The sequence below is a fragment of the Caulobacter rhizosphaerae genome, from assembly GCF_010977555.1.
Lineage (GTDB): Bacteria > Pseudomonadota > Alphaproteobacteria > Caulobacterales > Caulobacteraceae > Caulobacter > Caulobacter rhizosphaerae.
The window spans coordinates 4,663,526-4,685,348 of sequence record NZ_CP048815.1 but is presented as its reverse complement, the minus strand read 5'-3'; the positions used below and the strand labels follow the sequence as shown (position 1 = coordinate 4,685,348).

Below are 21,823 nucleotides of genomic sequence, written 5' to 3'. Positions count from 1 at the left end.
TCGGCGCCGGGACCGAAAACCTCGTCCTTCGACAAGCTCAGGATGAGGTTTTCTACGGCTAGGTCTCGAGAGGGTCCTCACCCTGAGCTTGTCGAAGGACGAGGACCACGCACGGCCTGGAACGCCGATCCTAGAACTCCACCTGCAAACGGCCCTGGACGACGGTGACGTCGGCGTCGAGCTCCGAGCCGGCGATATTGCGGTTGTCGATCTTGGCCCGCGTCAGGTTCCCGGTCAGCCGGACATAGCTGTAAGGGTACCAGTTGGCTCCCAGCGTCACGCCGCGATAGATCCCCGCCGTGCCCAGGCCGGTCTGCAGCGCCGGGGCCACCACGGTGTTGGCCGCCATGTCGGTGAGGTCAGCATAGTCGTAGCGGGCCGCCAGCTCCACGGCCCCCAGGCCGCCCTTGTCCAGCGGGTGGAGCACCTTGATCCGCCCGAACGAGCCGTTGGGGTTGTAGGGCCGGGTCTCGCCGGTCGGGAACCAGCTGACGGCGCCGTAGGCGGTGACAATGTCGAAATTGTCGCCGCCCAGGGTCGGGCTCAAGCTGGTGGCGATCCGGTCGACCCTGATCCGCGCGGCCTCGCCCTGCACCGACAGGGCCCGGTGCACCCAGGCGCCTTCCAGGGCCAGGGTGGTGTCGCCGTCGCCGACCGCGCCGGTGCTCAACAGGGTCGCGCCCGAGGCGGTCTGCGGCCGGAAGGCGGTGTTGGCGGCGGCCGAATAGGTGAAGCCGGTCTCGCCGCCGCGGTCGCGCCGCCGCGCCCAGGCCCCCAGGTGCAGGCGGTCGTTCTCCGACAGCTTGGGCGACCAGGTGGCCCGCACCGTCGCGCCCGACCGCTCGACCGCCTGGTTGGGGTCGAAGCCCCCGGTCACGTCGGCCTTGTTGATGCTGTCGCCCTGCAGGGCGGCCCACAGCGACCAGTTGGGACCGGTTCGCACCACCTCCAGGGCCAGCGTGTAGCCGGCGTCGATCAGGTCGCCATAGGCGCCGCGTTCCATGAAGGTGGTCGACTTGAACGAGGTCAGGCCCTCCAGCGAGGCGGCCTTCTGGTTGCCGGCCAGGATCGAGGTCTGGCTGTCGAGCTTGTATTCGATGATGGCGTCGTCCCAGCCCCAGGCCCCGCCGCTGACCGCGCCGCCCTCCAGCCGGTAGGCCCAGCGGCCGGTCTGGCCCTCGACGCCGAGGAACAGCTGGCGGGCCCGGAATTGCCGGGCGTGGTAGTCGGCCAGGCCGTCGCGCTCGGTGGTGGAGTCCACGGCGTCCAGCGACATCCGCCCCCGCAGCTTGAAGGTCGCGCCCGACGCCGGGTCGGTGAATCGCGGGGAGTTCTCCCAGCGGATCGGTTCGGCGGCTGGCTTGGACGGCAGGGTCTGGATCGGTGCGGTGGCCGGAGCCGGGGCGGCGGCAGGCGGCGCGGCGGCCTGGCGCTCGAGCACGTCGAGCCGCGCCTGCAGCGCCTGGATCTGCGCCTTGAGCGCGGCGAGGTCGGGGTCTTCAGCATGGGCCGCGCCGGCGAGGCCGAAGGCGACCAGGGCGGTGGTGGTGAAAAGAACGCGCATGACAGGTCTCCCCCTCTCCGGCGCCGTGCGCCGGGAGCTGGTGGTCGGGATCGGGAAGGGCGGGGAGGCCGCCGGGGCGGCCTCCGATCTGGAGCGCCTATTCGGCGGCGATGGCGGCGGGGTCGGGCGTGGGTTCGACGTCCGAAGGGACCGGATGGCCGGACAGGGCGGCGTCCAGTTGGTCCTTGTCCAGGGCGTTTTCCCAGCGGCTGACGACGATGGTGGCCACGGCGTTGCCGATGAAGTTGGTCAGGGCCCGGCACTCGGACATGAAGCGGTCGACGCCGAGGATCAGGGCCATGCCGGCCACCGGCACCGAGGGCACGACCGATAGGGTGGCCGCCAGGGTGATGAATCCCGCGCCGGTGACGCCGGCCGCGCCCTTGGAGCTGAGCATGGCCACGCCCAGCAGCAGCAACTGGTCCCAGATCGACAGGTGGACGCCGGTGGCCTGGGCGATGAACAGCGCCGCCAGGGTCATGTAGATGTTGGTGCCGTCGAGGTTGAAGGAATAGCCGGTCGGCACGACCAGGCCGACGACGGGCTTGGCGCAGCCAGCCCGCTCCAGCTTGTCGATCAGGCTGGGCAGGGCCGATTCCGACGAGCTGGTGCCCAGCACCAGCAGCAGCTCGCTCTTCAGGTAACGGATCAGGCGCAGGATCGAGAAGCCGTTGAACCGCGCCACCGCGCCCAGGATCACCAGCACGAACACCAGGGAGGTGGCGTAGAAGGTCCCGACCAGGGCGGCCAGGTTGATCACCGAGCCGATGCCGTATTTGCCGATGGTGAAGGCGAAGGCCCCGAAGGCGCCCAGCGGGGCGGCCTTCATCAGGATGCCGACCAGGCGGAAGAAGGCGTGGGCGATCGATTCCAGCAGATCGACCACCGGCTGGCCCTTGTCGCCGACCAGGGCCAGGGCGACGCCGAACAGGATCGAGAAGAACAGCACCTGCAGGATGTCACCGTCGGCGAAGGCGCCGGTGACCGTGGCCGGGATGATGTTGCTCAGGAACCCGACCACGGTCGTCTCGTGGGCCTTGGCCGCATAGTCGGCGACCTTGTCGCTGTGCAGGCTGGCCGGGTCGATGTTCATGCCGGCCCCGGGATGGACGACATTGGCGACGATCATGCCCAGGATCAGGGCCAGGGTGGAGAAGGTGAAGAAGTAGACGAAGGCTTTCAACACCACGCGGCCGAACTTGCCCAGATCGCGCATGCCGGCGATGCCGGTGACCACGGTCAGGAAGATCACCGGGGCGATGACCATCTTCACCAGCTTGATGAAGGCGTCGCCCAGCGGTTTGAGGGACTCGCCGAAGTGCGGATAGAAGTGGCCGATCAGGGCGCCGGCGGTGATGGCGATCAGCACCTGGACATAGAGGTGGGTGTACCAGCGGCCGGGGCGCGACGGCGGGGCGGGGGTCTGCGGGATCATCGGCGGGCTCCTGGGCTCGTTTCCTCGCGCATCTTTGAAGGCTCGGCGCTTGGGCCTAGAGTGCGGGAATTTTCAGGGTCGCGCCGCCCGTTTCTTTCTCCTGCCGTACTCTTTTGATTTAGTTCAGTAAAAATAACATAGGGTACGGGCTTCGTGGCCTCGGCTGTATCATATTCCGCCCGCAAGGATCGCGGTTTGTGTGGTATATGGCACGATCTCTGGAGGTCGGCTTGGTATCGACATCGACATCGGACGCGCCGGTCTCGCGTCGGCGGCTGTTGGCCTGGGCCCTGGTGGCGGCCGCCATCGGCCTGGCCCTGGCCTGGACGGTCGGGGCGCTGGTCCAGGATCGCGCCATGGCGACGTTGCGGTCCCGGGCGACGGCTTCGGCGGCGCTGCACGCGGCGGTGCTGCGCAGCGAACTGGACAAGCAGCGGGCCCTGCCGCTGGTCCTGGCCGACGACGCCGACCTGGAGGCGGCCCTGACCAGTCGCGCGCCCGAGCGGCTGGCCGCCCTGTCGCGCAAGCTGGAGACCCTGGGGCTCCAGGCCCGCGCCGCCGCCGTCTATGTGATCGCGGCCGACGGTGTGACCGTCGCGGCCAGCAACTGGCGCCAGCCGACCAGCTTCGTCGGCTCGAACTATGGCTTTCGCCCCTATTTCACGGAGGCCCTGCGCCAGGGCCGGGCCGAGCAGTTCGCCCTGGGCACGGTCAGCCGCAAGCCGGGCCTCTACCTGGCCCGCCGGGTGGACGGGGTCGCCGGGCCGCTGGGCGTGGTGGTGGTCAAGCTGGAGTTCGACGGCGTCGAGGCGGCGTGGCGGGCCATCGGCGAGCCCGCCTTCGTGGTCGATCCGCGCGGCCTGGTGCTGATCACCAGCCAGCCCGACTGGCGCTTCCAGGTGCGCCGCCCTTTGCCCGAGAACGAGCGCGCGGCGCTGCGGAAACAGGGCCAGTTCGGCGACGCGGCGTTCGCGCCCTTGCCCCTGAAGTCGCGTGGCGGCGACGGCGTGCAGCGGACCGACGTCGCCCGCGCCGAGCGCCAGGTCGAAACCCTGCTGCCCGACGTCGCGCCGGGCTGGACGCTGCACCTGCTGACCGCCGCGACGCCCGCCGACCAGGCCGCCGCGGCGGCGCGCTGGATCACCGCCCTGGTCTGGATCCTGCTCTGCACGGCGCTGTTCTGGCTGTGGATCCGGCGGCGGCGCATCCGGTTGGCCGCCGAGCGCGAGCGCGAGGCCCGGGCGGAGCTCGAACGGCGGGTCGAGGTCCGCACCCAGGAGCTGACCCAGGTCAACCGGGCCCTGTCGCGCGAGGTCGACGAGCGGCAGCGGACCGAGACCCGGCTGCGGGCCCTGCAGGCCGATCTCGTCCAGGCGAATAAGCTGGCGGCCCTGGGCCAGATCGCCGCCGGGGTGGCCCACGAGATCAACCAGCCGGTGGCCGCCATCCGCGCCAACGCCGACAACGGCTTGGTGCTGATCGGCCGCGGCAAGCCGGAGACGGCGCGGGAGAACCTGGTGGCCATCGCCGCCATGACCGAACGGATCGGCCGCATCACCGACGAACTGCGGGCCTTCTCGCGCAAGGCCGACGGCCGGGTCGAACCGACCCTGGTGTCGGAGGTCATCGAGGGTTCGGTCTTGCTGACCGCCAGTCGGTCGCGCCGCCACGACGCACGGTTGGTCCGCGAGGGCGAGGCGTCGGGCCTGACGGTTTTGGGCGAGCGGATCCGGCTGGAGCAGGTGCTGGTCAATCTGCTGCAGAACGCCTTCGAGGCGGTGGAACACCGGCCGCAGGGGCTCGTGACCCTGACGGTGCGCGACGCGGGCGACACCGTGCAGATCGCCGTCCGCGACAACGGCCCGGGCCTGGCCCCCGAGGTCGAGCGCGGCCTGTTCACCCCGTTCCTGACCACCAAGCCCCAAGGACTGGGCCTGGGCCTGGTCATCGCCCGCGACATCGCGGCGGGTTTCGGCGGCCAGCTGACCGCCGCCTCCACCCCGGAGGAGGGCGCGACCTTCACCCTGACCCTGCGCAAGGCCGACCGATGAGCGCGTCGGCCGGCAAGGTCCTGTTCATCGACGACGACCACGCCTTGCGGGTGGCCGCCGTCCAGGGGCTGGAGCTGGCCGGCTTCGAGGTTACGGCGTTCGACAACGGTCCCGCGGCGCTGAAGGCGCTGTCGCGTGATTTCCCCGGGGTGGTGGTCTCCGACGTCCGCATGCCCGGCATGGACGGCCTGGCGCTGTTCGCGCGCATCCAGGCGATCGACCCGGACATCCCGGTGCTGCTGATCACCGGCCACGGCGACGTGGCCATGGCCGTCGCCGCCCTGAAGGAGGGGGTCTACGACTTCGTCTCCAAGCCGTTCCCGATGGAGCGGTTGGCGGCGGCCCTGGCGCGCGCCCTGGAGAAGCGCAGCCTGGTGCTGGACAACCGGCGCCTGGAGGCGGCGGCGTCCCAGGGGCCGACCGGTTCGCCCCTGTTGGGCGAGGCGCCGGTCATGCAGCGCCTGCGCGCCACGATCGCCCAGCTGGCCGAGGCCGAGGTCGACGTGCTGATCCAGGGCGAGACCGGGGTCGGCAAGGACCTCGTCGCCCAGGCCCTGCATCGCGGCGGCCCGCGCCGTGGCCGCCCTATGGCCACGGTCAACTGCGCCGCCCTGCCCGAGGCGGTGTTCGAGGCTGAGCTGTTCGGGGTGACCGGCGGCGCGGCCGGCGGCCGGCCACGCATCGGTCGCCTGGAGCACGCCGATCGCGGCGTGCTGTTTCTCGACGAGATCGAGGGTCTCACCCCGGCCATGCAGGCCAAGCTGCTGCGGGTGGTCGAGGAGCGCGAGATCTGGCCGATCGGCGCGGCCGAGCCCCGGCACCTGGATTTGCGGATCATCGCCGCCGGCAAGGTCGATCTGGCCGAACGGGTCCGCGAGGGTCTGTTCCGCGCCGACCTCTATTATCGGCTGAACGTCGTCACCCTGGTGGCGCCGCCGCTGCGTGAACGGCGCGAGGACGTGCCGATGCTGTTCGGCCACTTCCTGGCCGAGGCCGCGGCGCGATTCCGCCGGCCTGTCCCGCGCCTCACCGCCGCCGTCCGTGACCACCTGCTGGGTCATGACTGGCCCGGCAACGTGCGGGAACTGGCGCATTACGCCGAGCGGGTGGCCCTGGGGCTAACCTCCGCGGTCACCCCGGACACCGGGACGGGAGTCCAGGCCGACGGCCTGGCCGAACGCGTCGAGCGCTACGAGGCCATGGCGATCCGCGAGACCCTGGCCGCCTGCAACGGCGACGCGCGCACGGCGATGGCCCTGCTGCGCACGCCGCGCAAGACCTTCTATGACAAGCTGCGCCGCCACGGGATCGAGATCGACGCCTATCGGCCGTCCCGGCGCGGTCCTCGACCCTGACGGCGCTCGTTCCTCGAGGGGCAATCCGTCGCAGCCGCGTTCGCCCTTTTTGAAGGCCCGTTAAGCCTGGCTGCATCAAGTCGTGATTTGGTCGGCGCGGGGACGTATTTGGGGGCGCCGATGGCGACAATCAGCATCGCCGGCAGGAGCGCCGGTCGCGCGGCCATGGCGGTCGCGCTGGCCATGACCCTCCTGATCCTGACCGCGCCGGCGACCGGCGCCGCCCGCGCCGAAACCCGAGAGGCGCGCCTTGACGCGCTTGGCCAGCAGATCCGCGCCCACCATGGGAAGCTGACGCCGACGCTGATCGAGACGATGGGCCGTTCGGCGCTGGCGGCCAAGGGCGACGCCCGCTTTTACGGCGCCTGGCGCGTACTGAACTACTATCGGAACAACGGCCAGGACGCCGATTTCGCACGCTGGTCCGGCCAGCTCCGCGCGGCCGCGGCGCGCGACGACGAGCCGAGGCTGGCCGGCATGGTCGATGCGATGGCGCTGTCGGCGCCCGTGCTGTCGGGCCGCACGGATCGACTGGACGACACCGTCTGGCGGCGGTTCGACGTCGCCGGGCCGGACGTCCGCCGCGTGGCGCAGCTGGAACGGCTGCGCGTCGCGGTCGCGCTGAGCCAATGGGCTAAGGCCTCGACGGTGGGGGCGGCGCTGATCCGCGACGTCGACGGTCAGGACCGACTGACCTGGCCCCTGGCGGCCGAGGCCCACACCCTGGTGTCGACCACGCTGGGCGATCTGGGGGATCATGTCAGCGCCCTGGACCATATGGCCGCCGCGGCCGCCCTGGATCAAAAGATCGGCTCGGCGACCCAGGACGCCGAGCGGGTCTACGACCTGGCCTACATGGCCAGCGCGGCGGGTGAATACGCCGCCGCCGAACGGCTGGCCGCCTTGCACGGCGAGGTCATCAAGACCTCCGGCGGTCCCCGGGCGCTATTCTTCAACCGCTATCTTTGCGCCTCGATCGCCTTTGACCAGGCCAAATGGCGACGCGTGCTGAGCTGCCTGGACGACATCGCGCCGCTGCTGGACCGGCCCGAGGACGGATGGGCGGTGGCGGCCCTGCGGCTGCGGCTTGAAGTCAAGGCGCGCCTGGGCGACGCCAAGGGCGCCCGCCGCGACTTCGCGCGGCTGCGCGCCGCGCCCGACGGCCTTGGCGCCGAGGACCCGCTGCTGGACCTGTTCAGCGACGCCTACACGCTGCGGGCCGAGAAGCGCGGCCTGGAGGCGTTCGACGTCTACGACCGCTGGCGCCGCAAGGCGATGCGGGCGCTGGACGAGGACCACCAGCACAAGATCGCCGACATCTCCTCGGCCCTGCAGGCCGAGCTGGGCGCCAAGCGCGAGCGGCTCGAGCACGTCGAGAAGGAGGCCGCGCTCCAGCGCGGGCTGAACACGGCCTGGACGCTGGTCGCCGGCCTGATGACGCTGCTGGCGGCCGGCGGCGCGGCCTGGGTTTTCCATCAGCGCCGGGTCTCGCGACAGCTGCGCGAGGCGCGGGCGCGTGCGGAGGCCGCCAGCGAAGCCAAGTCGACTTTCCTGGCCACGATGAGCCACGAGTTGCGCACGCCCCTGAACGGCATGCTGGGCCTGGCCCAGGCGCTGAAGCTGGAACCGCTGGAGCCGGGCGAGCGAGAGCAGGTGGAACTGCTGGAGGATTCGGGCCGCAACCTGCTCACCCTGCTCAACGACGTACTGGATCTGTCCAAGATCGAGGCCGGCAAGCTGGACATCGCGCCGATCCCCGGCGACCTGGTCCAGACCTGCGCGCGGGCCGCGCGGCTTCATGGCGCCCTGGCCGCCGACAAGGGGCTGGCGATCACTTTCACGGTGGACGGCGACACGCCCGCCAGCCTGTCCTTCGACCCGGTCCGCGTCCGGCAGTGCGTCTCCAACCTGCTGTCCAACGCCGTCAAGTTCACCGCCCACGGCGAGATCGCGATGACCTTGCGGTGCGAGCCGCTGGCGGACGGCGATGTCCGCGCGACCATCCGCGTCGCCGACAGCGGCGTCGGCATGTCGGGCGAAACCCTGTCCCGGTTGTTCGGCGCCTATGTGCAGGCCGACGCGGCCACCGCGCGCGAGTTCGGCGGCACGGGCCTGGGCCTCAACATCACCCGCCGGCTGGCTGAGATGATGGGCGGCGGCGTGACCGTCGAGAGCCAGGAGGGGGTTGGGTCCACCTTCACCCTGTGCTTCCGTTGCGACGCGGTGGCCGTCGAGGCGCCCCCGGCCGAAGCGGAGGAAGCCGCCGCGCCGCTCGGTCTCCAGGCCCGCAAGGTCCTGCTGGTCGACGACCATCCGGTGAACCGCAAGGTGGTGGGGGTGATGCTGGCGCCGTTCGGCTGCGTGGTGGTCGAGGCCGAGCACGGTCAGGCCGCGCTGGACCGGTTGGAGACCGAGGCCTTCGACGTGGTGCTGATGGACGTCAACATGCCGGTGATGGACGGACTGGAGGCGACGCGCCGCATCCGCGCCCGGCCCGAATGGGCCGCGCTGCCCGTCATCGCCTTGACCGCCGACGTGATGGACGACCAGGTCCGGGCCTGCCGGGAGGCCGGCATGGACGACTTCGTGGTCAAGCCCGTCGACATGGCCGCCCTCGTCGCGGCGGTGACGCGGGCCGGTCGGACGCCGGCGACGGGCCACGAGGCTGGGCAAGGCGTCGCCCCGGCCGCGTCGCGGGAAAGGCGAAGGGCGGGCCTGGCGACAGGAAGGTGAGCGTCCGAAGGCTTCGTGGAGGCGGTCAGCCCGGCGCCGGATAGAGGTCGAGCAGGGCGCGGGTGACGCCGTTGGTCCAGCCGAAGCCGTCCTGCAGCGGGTATTCGCCGCCGCCGCCGGCCTTGGCCTCCTCGACGTCGTACTTCTCCAGCATCTTGCCGCTGGCCTTGTACTCGCGGGCCACCGTGGCCAGCCAGCGCTGGCCGATGTCCTTGGCCAGGTCCTCCTCGCCGTAGCGGCGCAGGCCCGACACAGCCACCCACTGCATCGGGGCCCAGCCGTTGGGGGTGTCCCATTGTTGGCCCGTGGCGACGGTGGTGGTGCGCAGGCCGCCCGGCGCGAGCAGCAGGGCGCGGGTGGTCGTCGCCACCGCCTTGGCCTGGTCCGGGCTGGCCGCCCCGACGAACAGCGGATACAGCGTCGCGGCGCTGGGATGGTCCAGCCGCGTCCGTTCGCGCCACTGGTAGTCGAGATAGAGGCCGCGCGGAGCGTCCCAAAGGTAGGCGTCCATCGCCGTCCGGCGGGCCTTGGCGCGGCCGCTGAACTCAGCGACGCAGGGCGCGTCCGCCAGGTCGGCGCAGCCTTGGGCAATGGCCGTCTCCAGGCCGAACAGCAGGGCGTTCAGGTCGACCGGGAGGATCGCGGTCGTCTGGATGGTCTTCAGGCTCTTGCCGTCGGCCATCCACCGCGAACTGAAGTCCCAGCCGCTCTCGGCGCCCGAACGCAGGTCGCGGAAGACCTCGCCGGCCGGGCGGTTGGTCACCGCACGGGCGGTCAGCACGTCCTCGCGGTAGGACTCGTCGCGCGGCGTGGTCCGGTCGTCGGCGTAGCGGTTGAGGATCGCGCCGTCGGGCAGGGCGACGGCCCGGCGATATGCCTGGCCGGGCGCGAGGGTCTTCTCGCCGTCCATCCAGAAGGCGTGCTCGCGGCGCATCAGGTCCACGCGCTGCTTGAACCGGGCCTTGTCGGTCTTGTCAGCCAATCCCACCATGGCGAAGTAGAACGGCGGCTGCGAGCGGCTCAGATAGTAGCTGCGCGTGCCGTTGGGGATGTGGCCGTAGCGGTCGATCAGCCCGCCGAAATCGTCGACCATGCTCTCCACCGCGTCCTGGCGGCCGTCGGCGGCCAGGCCCAGCATCGTGAAGTAGCTGTCCCAGTAGTACATCTCGCGGAAGCGCCCGCCGGGCACCACGAACGGCTTGTCCAGCGGCAGGGCGCTGCCGCCGTCCACCGCTTCGACCGGCGGGCGGGTCAGCACCGGCCACAGGGCGGCGATGTGGGCCTTCAGGGTGGTGCGGTCCTTGGACGGGGGCGGAAGCGGCGCACTTAGCGGCACGACGAAATTGGCGTGCACGAAGCGCTTCAGCTCGGCGTCGGTGAAGGCGGCGTGGGCGCGGTAGGCGGCCAGGATCTGGGCGGGCGAACGCCTGGGCGTGGCGTCGACGAAGGTCTTGCCGTCCGGGAACAGCTTGCGCATCTGCACCTGGTGGAACAGCTCGCCATAGGTGTCGGCGGGGGAGGGGACTTCGCTGGCCTTCGGCGCCAGGGCCAGGGCCATAGCCGGGGCGGACAGGGCGAGCCAGAGGGTGGAGGCTGCGAGGACGCGACGATGCTTCACGAAATTCCTCCTTCTCCTCCACTCATCCCGGCGAAAGCCGGGACCCAAGCGGAGGTGGACGTTCCTGGCTCAAAGCCGACCTTCAAGCTCGGCTTGGGTCCCGGCTTTCGCCGGGATGAGTGGAAATTAAATCGGTCAACTCAAAACGATAAAAGCGCGGATCGGGTCCGTGACGAACCCGACCCGCGAGCGGCGCCGCTGGGGGGAGCGGCTCCGTTGCCGCCGGGCCGCTGGGGACGGCCGCGGCGGGTCCTGATCGGGAAACCGGTCAGAAGTTGTAGCCGACGCTGACCTTGAACGACCGGCCCAGGATCGGGCGGGCGTTGGCGCCGCTGGTCGAGCGCGGGTCGCCCTCGGTCAGGCCGTGGCTGTCGGTCAGGTTGTCGGCCGAGACCTGGACGGTGAAGGCGTTGACGTCGAAGATCGCGCCCAGGTCGACCTTGGTGTAGCCCTTCAGCACCTGGGTGTTGGCGTTGTCGGCGAAGCGGTCGTCCACGGCGCTGACCGTGCCGTAGAAGGTCGACTCCACCGAGCCCAGGGTCACGTCGTAGCTGGGGGTGAAGCGGATCATCCAGTCGGGCTGGCGCTGGGCGCTGTTGCCCTTGTTGCCCGGGATCGACGACTTGACGATCTCGGTCTTCTGGAAGGTGCCGTTCAGGGCCAGGGACAGGCCGAAGTCCGAGCGCCAGCGGCCGTCCAGCTCGACGCCGTGGGCCTTGTTGCTGTTGCTTTCCTGGATGCCGCCGACGTCGGCGAACTTGGCGCCCTCGAACTTGTTGGCGAAGCCGGTGGCGTAGAGCTCGAACGGCCCGCTGCGCAGCTTGTAGCCCAGCTCGTATTGGTCGACCGACAGGGTGTCGGTCAGGCCCTCGCGGAAGTTGTCGAAGCTGGGGAACTTGTAGCCGCGCGAATAGCGGCCGAACACGCCGGAGACGGCGTTGATGTCGTAGTTCACCCCGACCGTGTAGCTGGTCTTGCTGTTGCTGTAGTCGGTGGTGCGCAGGGCAAGGCCATCCGGGAAGCCGGGGCCGTCGTCGACCACGTAGTCGGTCTGGAACCGCTCGCGGCGCACGCCCAGGTCGATGCGCAGCGGATCGATCACCTGCCAGGAATCGGCCAGGTACAGGGCGTCCACGCGCCCGTCGCCGGCCGAGGTCAGGCCGAACTTGAAGCAGCTGGAGGTGCTGCCGGCTGTCGCCAGATTGGCGCAGGTGACCGGGGCGGCCAGGTAGTCGCCATTGGCCTTGACCTGCATCGGCTCGACATTGCCGATGGTCCAGAAGTCGTCGGACTTGAAGCTGGAGGCATAGTAGCCGGCCGACAGCTGGTGGGTCCCGATCGTCTTGGCCATCGACAGGTCGTTGGTCACCGCCTTGATCTTCTTCTCGACGATCCAGGCGCCCCAGTTCTGGACGTAGTCATTGGCGCCCAGGGCGGTCCCGCCGCGGGTGGTGATCGCGCCGGGAACCACGGTGTTCAGCGCGGCCACGGTGATCGCCGCTCCGTCCGGCACCAGGCCGTAGGTGTTGGCGTCACCGTCGGTCAGGCTGAAGCGGTCGCGCACCTGCCAGCCGTCACCGAACTCGTGCTCGAAGCTGCCGCCGGCCACATAGCCCTTGAAGCCTCGACCATCGGCCAGGTCGAAATTGCGGGTCGCGCCGGCGCCGTTGACCTGCAGGGTGTGGAAGCGGCTGGCCTCGCCCAGCTGGGTGTATTCGCCCTTGTCCACGCCCGGCACGTTGATCGCGAACGGCAGGTACCAGGCGCCGTGGTCGTCGGTATAGCGGGCGTAGAGGTTCAGCTTCCCCCGCTCCATCCGCTTGGTGATGTTGACGGTGAATTGCTGGCCGACCTCGCTGTCGAATTGGGTGTCGCGCACGCCGGGCGAGGTGGTCGCATAGCCGCCGACCATGAAATAGAGGTCGTCGGCCAGCTTGCCGCTCAACAGGCCGTCGACGCGGCGCAGGTCGTAGTCGGAGGTGGTCAGCTTGACCAGGCCGTGGGTCTCCTCGCCGCCTTCCTTGAGCTGGAAGTTGGTGGTCAGGCCCGGCTGGCCGTTGGAGAAGATCGGGTTGGGGCCGCCGCGCAGGGCCTCCATCCGCGAGATGGTCTCGTCGACCCGGAAGATCGAGCTGTTCTCCAGGAACGACAGGGTCGAAGGCGGATAGATCGGCGAACCCTGCAACTGGATGGTCAGGAACTCGGCGTCGCCGGTGGCGGGGAAGCCGCGCACGAAAACGTTGGCGCCGGCCACCCCGCCGGAGGTCTCGACCCAGACGCCGGGCACCAGGGTCAGCAGCTCGGCCGTGCTCTTGGGCGAGGCCTTGGTGATGTCGTCGGCGTTGACGGTGGTGACCGCGAAGCTGGCGGCCAGCTTGTCGATGCCCTTGCCGCCTGGGGTGCCGACCACGATCAGCTCGTCGACCTGGGCGGGCGTGTCGGGCGTGGGCTCGACGGCGGTGGCGGGCTGGGCCTCGGTCTGGGCGCTGGTGGCCACCAGCAGGGTCTTGGCGCGGATGGCGTAGACGCCGCTGGCGGTGGCCTGGGCGCTCAGGCCCGTGCCGTTCAGCAGGCGCTTGAGGCCGGCCTCGGCGGTGTAGGCGCCGGTCAGGGCGGGGGCGCGCTTGCCGCGCACGCTGGCCTCGTCATAGGCCAGCTGCTGGCCAGACGCCTGGCCGAAGGCTCGCAGGGCGCCGCTCAGGTCCTGGGCGGGAATGTCGAAGCTGTAGGTGGCTCCCCGTGTCTGCTGAGGGGCCTGCTGGGCGTGGCCGGCCACCGGGGCGGCCAGCAGCATCAGGGCCGCGGCGGCGGTGGAGCCCAGGGCCCAATGGCGATGCGGGCGGCGGTCGAAGGATCTGCGCATGTGTCTTCCCTCCCAAGCGCGCCGACGTTGATTGCGGCGCTTTGGAAGGTGAGACGCCTCAGCTCGTCGAAGGCACACCGGCCGGCGTGGAATTTTTTTGGCCGTGGTCGATTTTCAGCACGGTCACGCCATTGGCCGCAACCGCGTGGACCGGCAGGACGGCCGTCACCCCGTCGACGAAGGCCCCGGTGTCGCCCGAGGTGAACACCCCGCTGATCCGCAGCTTGGCCACGCCCGGGTCGCCGATCCGCAGCTTGTCGCGGGCGTAGCGGTTCACGCGCTCGACGGCCAGGTCCATGGGCTCGTCCTGGAACACCAGCTGGCCGTTCTCCCAGGCCCGGGCCCGGATCGGGTCCAGCTGGCTGACCACGGTGGCGCTGGTCCGGGTCGAGGTCACCAGCTCGTGGTCGGGGGTCAGCAGGCGATCGGCGGGCGCGCCGTCGATCTGGACGGGCGCGGCCTTGTCGGCCCGGCCCGTCTTGTCGTCCAGCACCGCCACGTGGCCTTCGTACAGCACCACCCGCATCTGGCCGGTCAGGCGCTCGACGCTGAACACCGTGCCGGTGGCCACCACCAGCTTGTCGCCGGCCGCCACCGAGAACGGCCGCAGCGGGTCCTTGGCGACCGAGAACTTGGCTCGGCCGCTGTCCAGCCACAGGCGGCGGCGGCCGCTTTCGTACTTCACCTTCAGCACCGTGGCGCTGTCGAGCGAGGCCCGCGAGCCGTCGGCCAGCTCGACGATCCGCCGCTCGCCCTCGGTGGTGCGGTAGACGTCGGGCAGGCTGGCCCGCCAGGCGAGCCCGGCCCCCACGGCGACGACCAGGCCGGCGGCCAGGCCGGCCCACAGCGCCGGGCGGCGGCCGGGACGGGCCCAGCGACCGTGCTGGGCGCGGCGCAGGTCCTCGAGCGCCTCGCGCCGAAGCGCGATCAGGCCGGGGCTGGCGGCCTGCGCCTCGATGGCGCGCCAGGCGGTGACGGCGTCGTCCAGCAGGCCGCGATGGGCCGCGTCGGCCTCGAACCAGGCCTGCAGGTCGGCCTGTTCGGCCGGGGAAAGGTCGTCGTCGGCCAGCCGCATGCACCACAGGGCGGCCTGCTCGCGGGCGGTGTCCAGCCGGTCGTCGGGCGAGATCATGGTCATTCGCCTGCCCTCACGCGTCGGGTCAGGTGGGTCATGGCCTTGAGGATATGCTTTTGCACCGCGCTGACGGAGACGCCGTACAGGGCGGCGAGTTCGGCTTGTTTCATGCCTTCCAGACGGAACAGGAGAAAGATGGCACGAGTGCGCTCGGGCAGTTCGCGCAGGGCGTCCGAGACCTCGCCCAGGCTCTCGCGGCCCAGCAGCACCCGGGCGGGGTCCAGGGGCTCCAGGTCGAGGGCGCCGGTGTCGAGGCTGGCGCGGTAGTTGGCCCGCACCTTCTCGCGCCGGCCCCGGTCGCGCAGCAGGTTGGCGGCCATCTGGAAGATGTAGGCGTCGGCGTTGTCGATTGAACTGGCTTCAGCGGTCGCCAGCTTGGCGAACAGCTCCTGGGTCATGTCCTCGGCGTCGCCGTGGCTGGCGGCGCGGCGCATGAAGAACGCCATCAGCGCGGGCCGATAGCGCCGGTCGAGTCTGTTCAGGTCTGGCTCGGTCGCTGGCCGCACGGTTCCGCCTGCTGGAGGGTTTGACGATTTTCCCAGGATGTATGACGCACGTCGCGCCAAAACCCCCACCGTGTCCCGCAAGTTTTCGCGCGGGGCGTCGGCGTCGTGCGATCGGCCTTGCGGCGAAGGCGAAGGGTGGCATAAATGGTAGCGTTATCATTCGCCAAGGAATGAAGCGGGAGGACGCATGGGTATCGAGCGCGCGTGGGTGCGGGTGTTGACGCGCTGCATCGCGCCTCTGGTCGCCGCGACGACGATGGGAGCCGCGCAAGCCGCCACTCCAGTGAAGATCGCCCTGACCTTCGACGACCTGCCCGCCCACAGCGCCCTGCCGCCGGGCGTCAGCCGCATCGACGTGGCCGGCCGGCTGCTGGCCGCCTTCCACGATGCAGGGACGGGGCCGGTCTACGGCTTCATCAACGGGGTGCACGAAGAGCGCGAGCCGGACTCGGTGGGCGTCCTGTCGCTGTGGCGCGCGGCCGGCCACCCGCTGGCCAACCACACCTGGTCGCATCTGGACCTGAACACCCATAGCCTGGCCGACTGGGAGGCCGACCTCGTCCGCAACGAGCCGCTGCTGAAACGTCACATGGCGGGCCAGGACTGGCGCTGGCTGCGCTATCCGTTCCTCAGCGAGGGCGAGACGCCGGAAAAGCACGTCGCGGCGCGCAAGTTGCTCAAGGCCCACGGCTACCGCATCGCCAGCGTGACCATGAGCTTCGGCGACTACGCCTGGAACGAGCCCTACGCCCGCTGCATGGCCAAGGGCGACGCGGCGGCGGTGGCGTCGCTGGAGGCCAGCTACCTGAAGGCCGCCAAGGACAGCCTGGATTATTCGCGAAGCCTGTCGGCCAAGCTGTACGACCGCGACATTGCCTATGTGCTGCTGATGCACGCCGGAGCCTTCGACGCCCGGGTCATGCCGCGATTGCTGAAGATGTACCAGGACAACGGCGCCAAGTTCGTCAGCCTGGAGGAGGCCGAGCGTGACAAGTTCTACGCGGCCGACTTCAAGACGCAGGCGACCGAGGCGCCGACCACGCTGGAGAACGCCATGAAGGCCAAGGGCCTGCCGGTCCCCAAGCTGGACTTGCCCTTCGCGGAGCTCGACAGGATGTGCCGATAGGCCGTTGCTCCGCGTCGCCGACCAAGGTCGGGCTAGGAAGTCCAGGCGCCTTCGGGATGGATCCTAGTTCCGCCTTGGCGGTCCATCGAAACAGGAGTTGCCCGTGACGTCCTTGATCCGCAACGCCGACATCAATCGCCGCCGGCTCCTGGCCACGGGGGCGGCGGCTGGCGTCCTGGCCATGCCGATGGCCGCCTGCGCCGCCGACGCCGAGGCCGTGGAAGTCCAGATCGCCGAGGGGCGGCTGCGCGGCGCGCGGACCGGCGGCGTCGACGCCTACAAGGGCGTGCCCTATGGGGCCAGCGTCTCGGGCATGAACCGCTTCAAGCCGGCCAGTCCGGTCGCGCCCTGGACCGGCGTGTTCGACGCCACCAGGCTCGGGACGCCGTCGCTGCAGGACCCGACCACGGTCTATGGCAAGAACGAGCCCCCGCCCGGCGAGGACTGCCTGGTGCTGAACGTCTGGACTCCGGCCGGCGTCGGCAAGGGCAGGCCGGTGATGGTCTACAGCCATGGCGGCGGCTACACGACCGGCTCCGGCGGCAGCACCGCCCAGGACGGTTCCATGCTGGCCCGTGAGCACGACGTGGTGGTGGTGGCCACCAACCACCGGCTGGGCGTGCTGGGCTATCTGTACCTGGGCGAGCTGGGCGGGGCCGACTACGCCGGCTCGGGCAACCAGGGTTTGTCCGACATCGTGCTGGCCCTGAAGTGGGTACAGCGGAACATTGAGGCCTTTGGCGGTGATCCGGCCAATGTGACGATCTTCGGCGAAAGCGGCGGCGGGGCCAAGACCTCGTGCCTCTACGCGATGCCGTCGGTCGCGCCGCTATTCTCCAAGGCGATTATCCAGAGCGGGCCGGCGGTGCGGATAACCACCCCCGACGTCGCGGCCCAGACGACGCGGATGTTCCTGGAGCAGTTGGAGATCGCCCCGGCCGACTGGCGCAAGGTGCTCGACGTTCCCGCGCCCCAGATCCTGGCCGCCCAGAAGGCGCTGAACGCCAAGGTCAAGAGCGACAGCGGCGGCTGGCGCGGGATCCAGTCGCTGACGCCTGGAACCTATGGTCCAATCCTCGACGGCGACCTGCTGCCGCATCACCCGTTCGACCCGACCGCCCCGGCCAGCGCCGCCGACAAGCCGCTGATGATCGGCTGGCTGGACAACGAAGCGGCCTTCTTCGCCTGGACGGGCAAGGACGTCGAGGCGTTCCGGCTGGACGAGGCGGGGCTGAAAGCGCGGCTGTCGGGCAGGTTCGGCGACAAGGCCCCGGCCCTGATCGACGCCTACCGCTCAGACCGTCCGGGCGCGACGCCCAGCGATATCTACCTGGCGGCGGCCAGCTACTACGCCATGGGCGCGGGTTCGGTGCTCGCCGCCGAACGCAAGGCGGCCCAAGGCCGGGCGCCAGCCTATGTCTACAACATCGCCTATCGCTCGAACCGCAGGATGGACGGGACCGACATCGAGCTGGGGGCCATGCACGCCAGCGACATCCCCCTGGTGTTCAACACCGTCGCCTCGCCCGACACCTTGGCCGGCAGCCGGGCCGACCGCTTCGCCGCGGCGCGCAATGTCAGCGCCATGTGGGCCAACTTCGCGCGGACGGGCCGGCCGAGCGCGCCGGGACAGCCGGCCTGGCCTCCCTACGACCCGAAGACCCGCTCGACCATGGTTCTGGACGTGGCTTGCACGGTGGTTCCAGACCGGTTCGGCGCCGAGCGACGGGCCTGGGCGAAGGTGGATCCGGCGGCGTGAGCTTTGCCGGGCTGTGATCGAAAAGGCGGGGCCGACATCTGGGATGGCGGCCCCTGAAGTGGTCCACGGGCGGATCGAGCAAGCGTTCAAGAGCGCCGGCTCTCAAAGCCGAAGATAGCGGTAACAGTCTCCCCGGTTGCGTCAACGGGGTTTGTCTCGCGCACCTTCGCGACTCGGCGTGGAGGAGAGCCGCGCGCGACCTCCGTGGTAGAGCTTCAAATCCCTTTCAGGCCTAACGGTTGCAGCGATCCTCTGTGTCTGGTCTGCAACAATGGGTTGGCCTGCGTGAAAAAAGCTTCGTCGTCAAAAAGGCATAATTCGCCTGCGCTGCCTGGCTTTCGAGGCATTTGTATGAATTATAAGCCAAAACAGCGCTGTCAGAATTCATTTTCGGCTGCTTGACCGAGTTCAGATACTGATGTTACCGCTAACGGAGTTGTCGACGTCCGGTTGTTTTTGACGAGGATCGTCAAAAAATCGCCGGGCGAAGTTATCGGCGCTGAAACAAAAAGAACCGAGCCCTCCGTGTGGGGGCCTTGCGCGGGGAAACGGCCATGAAGCGACACCGTCGCCTGAACACCTCTGCCTCCTTGCTGGCGCTGTCCATGGCGGTGTTCGCCGGCGGGCAGGCCCAGGCTCAGACCAACAACGAAAACAGCACGGTCGACGAGATCGTCGTGACCGGCATCCGGGCGTCGCTGGAGCGATCGATCGAGATCAAGCGCACCAACAGCGGCGTCGTCGATGCGATCTCGGCCGAGGACATCGGCAAGTTCCCCGACACCAACCTGGCGGAATCGCTGCAGCGCATCACCGGCGTGTCGATCGACCGCAGCAATGGCGAAGGCTCGCAGGTCACGGTCCGCGGCTTCGGCGGCGGCTTCAACCTGGTGACCGTCAACGGCCGCACCATGCCCACGGCCAACGTCTCCACCGTCGGCGGCGACCAGTCGGTCGACTTCGCGGCGGGCACCAGCCGTTCGTTCGACTTCTCGAACCTGGCCTCGGAAGGCGTCTCGACCCTGGAGGTCTACAAGACCGGCCGGGCGGCGATCCCGTCGGGCGGCATCGGCGCCACGATCAACGTCAAGACCCGCCACCCGTTCGACGCCCGCGAGAGCGGCCTCAGCGGCAGCATCGGCGTCAAGGGCGTCTACGACACCAGCATGGACGAGAAGCTGGAGGATACGTCCAAGTACACGCCGGAAGTCTCGGGCCTGCTGAACTGGACCGACGCGGACGAGAAATTCGGCGTCAGCCTGTTCGGCAGCTATCAGAAGCGCAACTTCACCAGCCGCAGCGTCACCTCCAACGACTGGAACATCCGCACCTACGCCGACTTCATCAATCCGGCCAACGGCTTCGTCCGCAACGGCGGCGCGACCCAGATCACCAACGCGCCGTCCAATCCCAACACCCTGGTGGCGATCCCCAACGACAGCCGCTACCACTTCTCGCAAGGCCAGCGCGAGCGCCTGAACGGCCAGGCCACCCTGCAGTGGCGGCCGGTCGAGAGCGTGACCATCACGGCCGACGCGCTCTACGCCCGCAACAAGACCTACGAGCGGCGCAACGACCAGACCAACTGGTTCAACCGGCCGTTCGACCGGGTGACCTTCGACGACAATCCCGTGGTCGCCACGGCGGTCTTCCTGCAGGAAAACCTCAGCGGCGTGAAGGACACCGGCTTCGAGCAGCAGTACCGGGCCAACGAGGACACCCTGAAGTCGTTCGGCCTGAACGGCGTGTGGGACGTCAACGACCGCTTCAAGGTCTCGGTGGACGGCCACATCTCGAAGGCCGACAGCGCTCCCGACGCGCCGAACGGCACCAGCTCGACCTCGGTCAGCATCGGCGCGCCGATCATCTCGTCGCACTCGGTGGACTACAGCGGCAAGATCCCGATCCAGTCGGTGACGATCAACGACGCCCTGCCGCGCGGCAACGGCAATGGCGTGCTCGACATCGGCGACCTGGGCAGCCAGGTGGCCCGCACCTCGGCCCAGCGCCAGCAGCAGGAGGTCAAGGAGATCCGCGCCGACGCGTCCTACGAGCTGGACGACAACGGCAGCCGCTTCGACTTCGGCTTCAACTACCGCACCTCGAAGATGAGCCAGACCAGCATCAACACCCAGCAGGACCTGGGCAGCTGGGGCATCTCGAACCCGCGCGACGTGTCGCAATACGCCGGCAGCCTGGTCAAGCAGTTCTGCCTGGCCTGCCGGTTCGACAACTTCGACCCCAAGCAGACCGGCACGGGGCTGATCGCCTTCCGGGCCGACGCGATCGACCTCTACAACGCCCTGTCGCCAGCCTATGTCGCCCGCGGCAACGCGGTGGGCGTCACCGGCCAGGACAACAACAAGGTCGACGAGGACATCTGGGCCGGCTACGCCCAGCTGACCTGGAAGGGCGAACTGGCGGGCCGCAACGCCAGCATGGTGGCCGGCGTGCGCTACGAGGAGACCAAGTCGAAGTCGGTCTCGCTGATCCGCACCCCGCAGGCCATCGTCTGGACGGCCGACAACGACTTCCGCGTCGACACGACGACCACCTACTCGCCCGTCTCCGGCAGCAACAAGTACAGCAACCTGCTGCCGGCCCTGGACTTCCAGATGGACCTGGCCAAGGACCTGATCGGCCGCTTCTCGTTCAGCCGCACGATCGCCCGTCCTGACTACGGCAACCTGTTCGCCTCGGTCTCGGCCGGCGCGCCCAACCGCCCGACCGCCAACGGCGCCATCCCGCTGGGCACCCGTGGCAACCCCGAACTGCAGCCGCTGATCTCGGACAACTTCGACGTCTCGGTCGAGTGGTACTACAAGCCCAGCAGCTATGTGTCGGCGGGCTTCTTCGAGAAGCGCGTCAACAACTTCGTCGGCACCGGCACCTTCACCCAGACCCTGTTCGGCCTGCGTGACGCCAGCTCCGGGGCCGCCGGCACGCGGTCGGGCGACGCCAAGGCCTCGCTGACGACGATCGGAGCCGACCAGACCGACGTCAACCTGTTCACGATGACGTCCCTGATCCAGTCCACGGGCTCGGTCGCGGCCGCCACGGCCGTGTTCCAGGCCAATCGCGGTCCCTCGGGAGACCTGAACCAGGCCTTCGTCGACCAGGTCCTGGCCAATACCGACATCAGCCCCAACGCGGCCGACCCGCTGTTCAACTTCCAGGTCGCCCAGCCGATCAACAACAAGACCGGCAAGATCCACGGCTTCGAAATCGCCGCCCAGCACTTCTTCGGCGACACCGGCTTCGGGATCGCCGCGGCCTATACCCTGGTGCGCGGCGACGTCGGCTTCGACATCGCCTCGGATCCGGGCGAGGACCAGTTCGCCCTGCTGGGCCTGAGCGACACGGCCAACGCCACCTTGATCTACGACAAGAACGGGATCTCGGCCCGGCTGGCCTATAACTGGCGCGACAAGTTCCTGCAGGCCACCAATCGCGGCGGCTCGCGCAACCCGGTGTTCGTCGCGCCGTTCGCCCAGCTGGACTTCAACGTCAGCTACGACGTCACGCCCCAGCTGGCGATCTCGCTGGAGGGCATCAACCTGACCAAGGAGAGCCTGCGTACCTATGCGCGCGACGAAAACCAGCTGTGGTACGCGCAGGAACTTGACCGTCGCTTCCTGCTGGGCGCGCGCTACCGCTTCTAAAGGACGAGGACGATGG

Annotated in this window: 12 protein-coding genes; 6 read left to right on the top strand and 6 right to left on the bottom strand. The window is 69.4% G+C overall.

The window, feature by feature from the left end; translation table 11 throughout:
* Positions 1-130: 130 nt before the first annotated feature.
* Positions 131-1,564 (bottom strand): OprO/OprP family phosphate-selective porin, encoded by a 1,434-nt coding sequence (locus G3M57_RS21300; protein WP_163232867.1) that lies wholly within the window; start codon positions 1,562-1,564, stop codon positions 131-133.
* Positions 1,565-1,661: 97 nt separating this feature from the next.
* Positions 1,662-2,999 (bottom strand): dicarboxylate/amino acid:cation symporter, encoded by a 1,338-nt coding sequence (locus tag G3M57_RS21295; protein WP_163232865.1) that lies wholly within the window; start codon positions 2,997-2,999, stop codon positions 1,662-1,664.
* A 230-nt stretch (positions 3,000-3,229) separates the two neighbouring features.
* Between G3M57_RS21295 and G3M57_RS21290 the strand changes: the two genes are divergently transcribed.
* The 3 genes from G3M57_RS21290 to G3M57_RS21280 all read left to right on the top strand — a co-directional run bounded on the left by G3M57_RS21290 (position 3,230) and on the right by G3M57_RS21280 (position 9,138).
* A complete protein-coding gene (locus G3M57_RS21290; RefSeq protein WP_163232863.1) occupies positions 3,230-5,050 on the top strand; it encodes a sensor histidine kinase in 1,821 nt (606 codons plus the stop codon).
* Positions 5,047-6,405 (top strand): sigma-54-dependent transcriptional regulator, encoded by a 1,359-nt coding sequence (locus G3M57_RS21285; protein ID WP_163232861.1) that lies wholly within the window; start codon positions 5,047-5,049, stop codon positions 6,403-6,405. Before G3M57_RS21290 ends, G3M57_RS21285 begins: the two co-directional genes overlap by 4 nt.
* 120 nt (positions 6,406-6,525) lie before the next feature.
* Entirely contained in the window at positions 6,526-9,138 is a 2,613-nt protein-coding gene (locus G3M57_RS21280) for a response regulator (protein ID WP_082564438.1), read from the top strand.
* 25 nt (positions 9,139-9,163) lie between these two features.
* On the opposite strand, the gene treF is transcribed toward G3M57_RS21280, so the two are convergent.
* The 4 genes from treF to G3M57_RS21260 all read right to left on the bottom strand — a co-directional run bounded on the left by treF (position 9,164) and on the right by G3M57_RS21260 (position 15,260).
* The gene (treF, locus tag G3M57_RS21275; protein WP_163232859.1) at positions 9,164-10,756 is read right to left on the bottom strand and encodes an alpha,alpha-trehalase TreF; all 1,593 of its coding nucleotides are present in this window, start codon (positions 10,754-10,756) and stop codon (positions 9,164-9,166) included.
* A 268-nt stretch (positions 10,757-11,024) separates the two neighbouring features.
* A complete protein-coding gene (locus tag G3M57_RS21270) occupies positions 11,025-13,619 on the bottom strand; it encodes a TonB-dependent receptor (RefSeq protein ID WP_163232857.1) in 2,595 nt (864 codons plus the stop codon).
* A gap of 58 nt (positions 13,620-13,677) precedes the next feature.
* Complete coding sequence (locus tag G3M57_RS21265; RefSeq protein ID WP_163232855.1) at positions 13,678-14,757, bottom strand: FecR family protein; 1,080 nt, start codon at positions 14,755-14,757, stop codon at positions 13,678-13,680.
* On the bottom strand, positions 14,754-15,260 hold the full coding sequence (locus G3M57_RS21260) for an RNA polymerase sigma factor (RefSeq protein WP_056751717.1): 507 nt from the start codon (positions 15,258-15,260) through the stop codon (positions 14,754-14,756). Before G3M57_RS21260 ends, G3M57_RS21265 begins: the two co-directional genes overlap by 4 nt.
* Before the next feature lie 187 nt (positions 15,261-15,447).
* Here G3M57_RS21260 and G3M57_RS21255 point away from each other — a divergent pair, with 187 nt between their 5' ends.
* The 3 genes from G3M57_RS21255 (at position 15,448) to G3M57_RS21245 (ending at position 21,807) form a co-directional block, all read left to right on the top strand.
* Positions 15,448-16,386, top strand: a complete 939-nt coding sequence (locus tag G3M57_RS21255; protein ID WP_163232853.1) for a polysaccharide deacetylase family protein — start codon at positions 15,448-15,450, stop codon at positions 16,384-16,386.
* Between the two features lie 103 nt (positions 16,387-16,489).
* Entirely contained in the window at positions 16,490-18,145 is a 1,656-nt protein-coding gene (locus G3M57_RS21250; protein WP_163232851.1) for a carboxylesterase/lipase family protein, read from the top strand.
* A gap of 554 nt (positions 18,146-18,699) precedes the next feature.
* Positions 18,700-21,807: a TonB-dependent receptor gene (locus G3M57_RS21245; RefSeq protein WP_163232849.1), complete on the top strand. Its 3,108-nt coding sequence runs from the start codon at positions 18,700-18,702 to the stop codon at positions 21,805-21,807.
* The last annotated feature ends 16 nt before the right edge of the window (positions 21,808-21,823 follow it).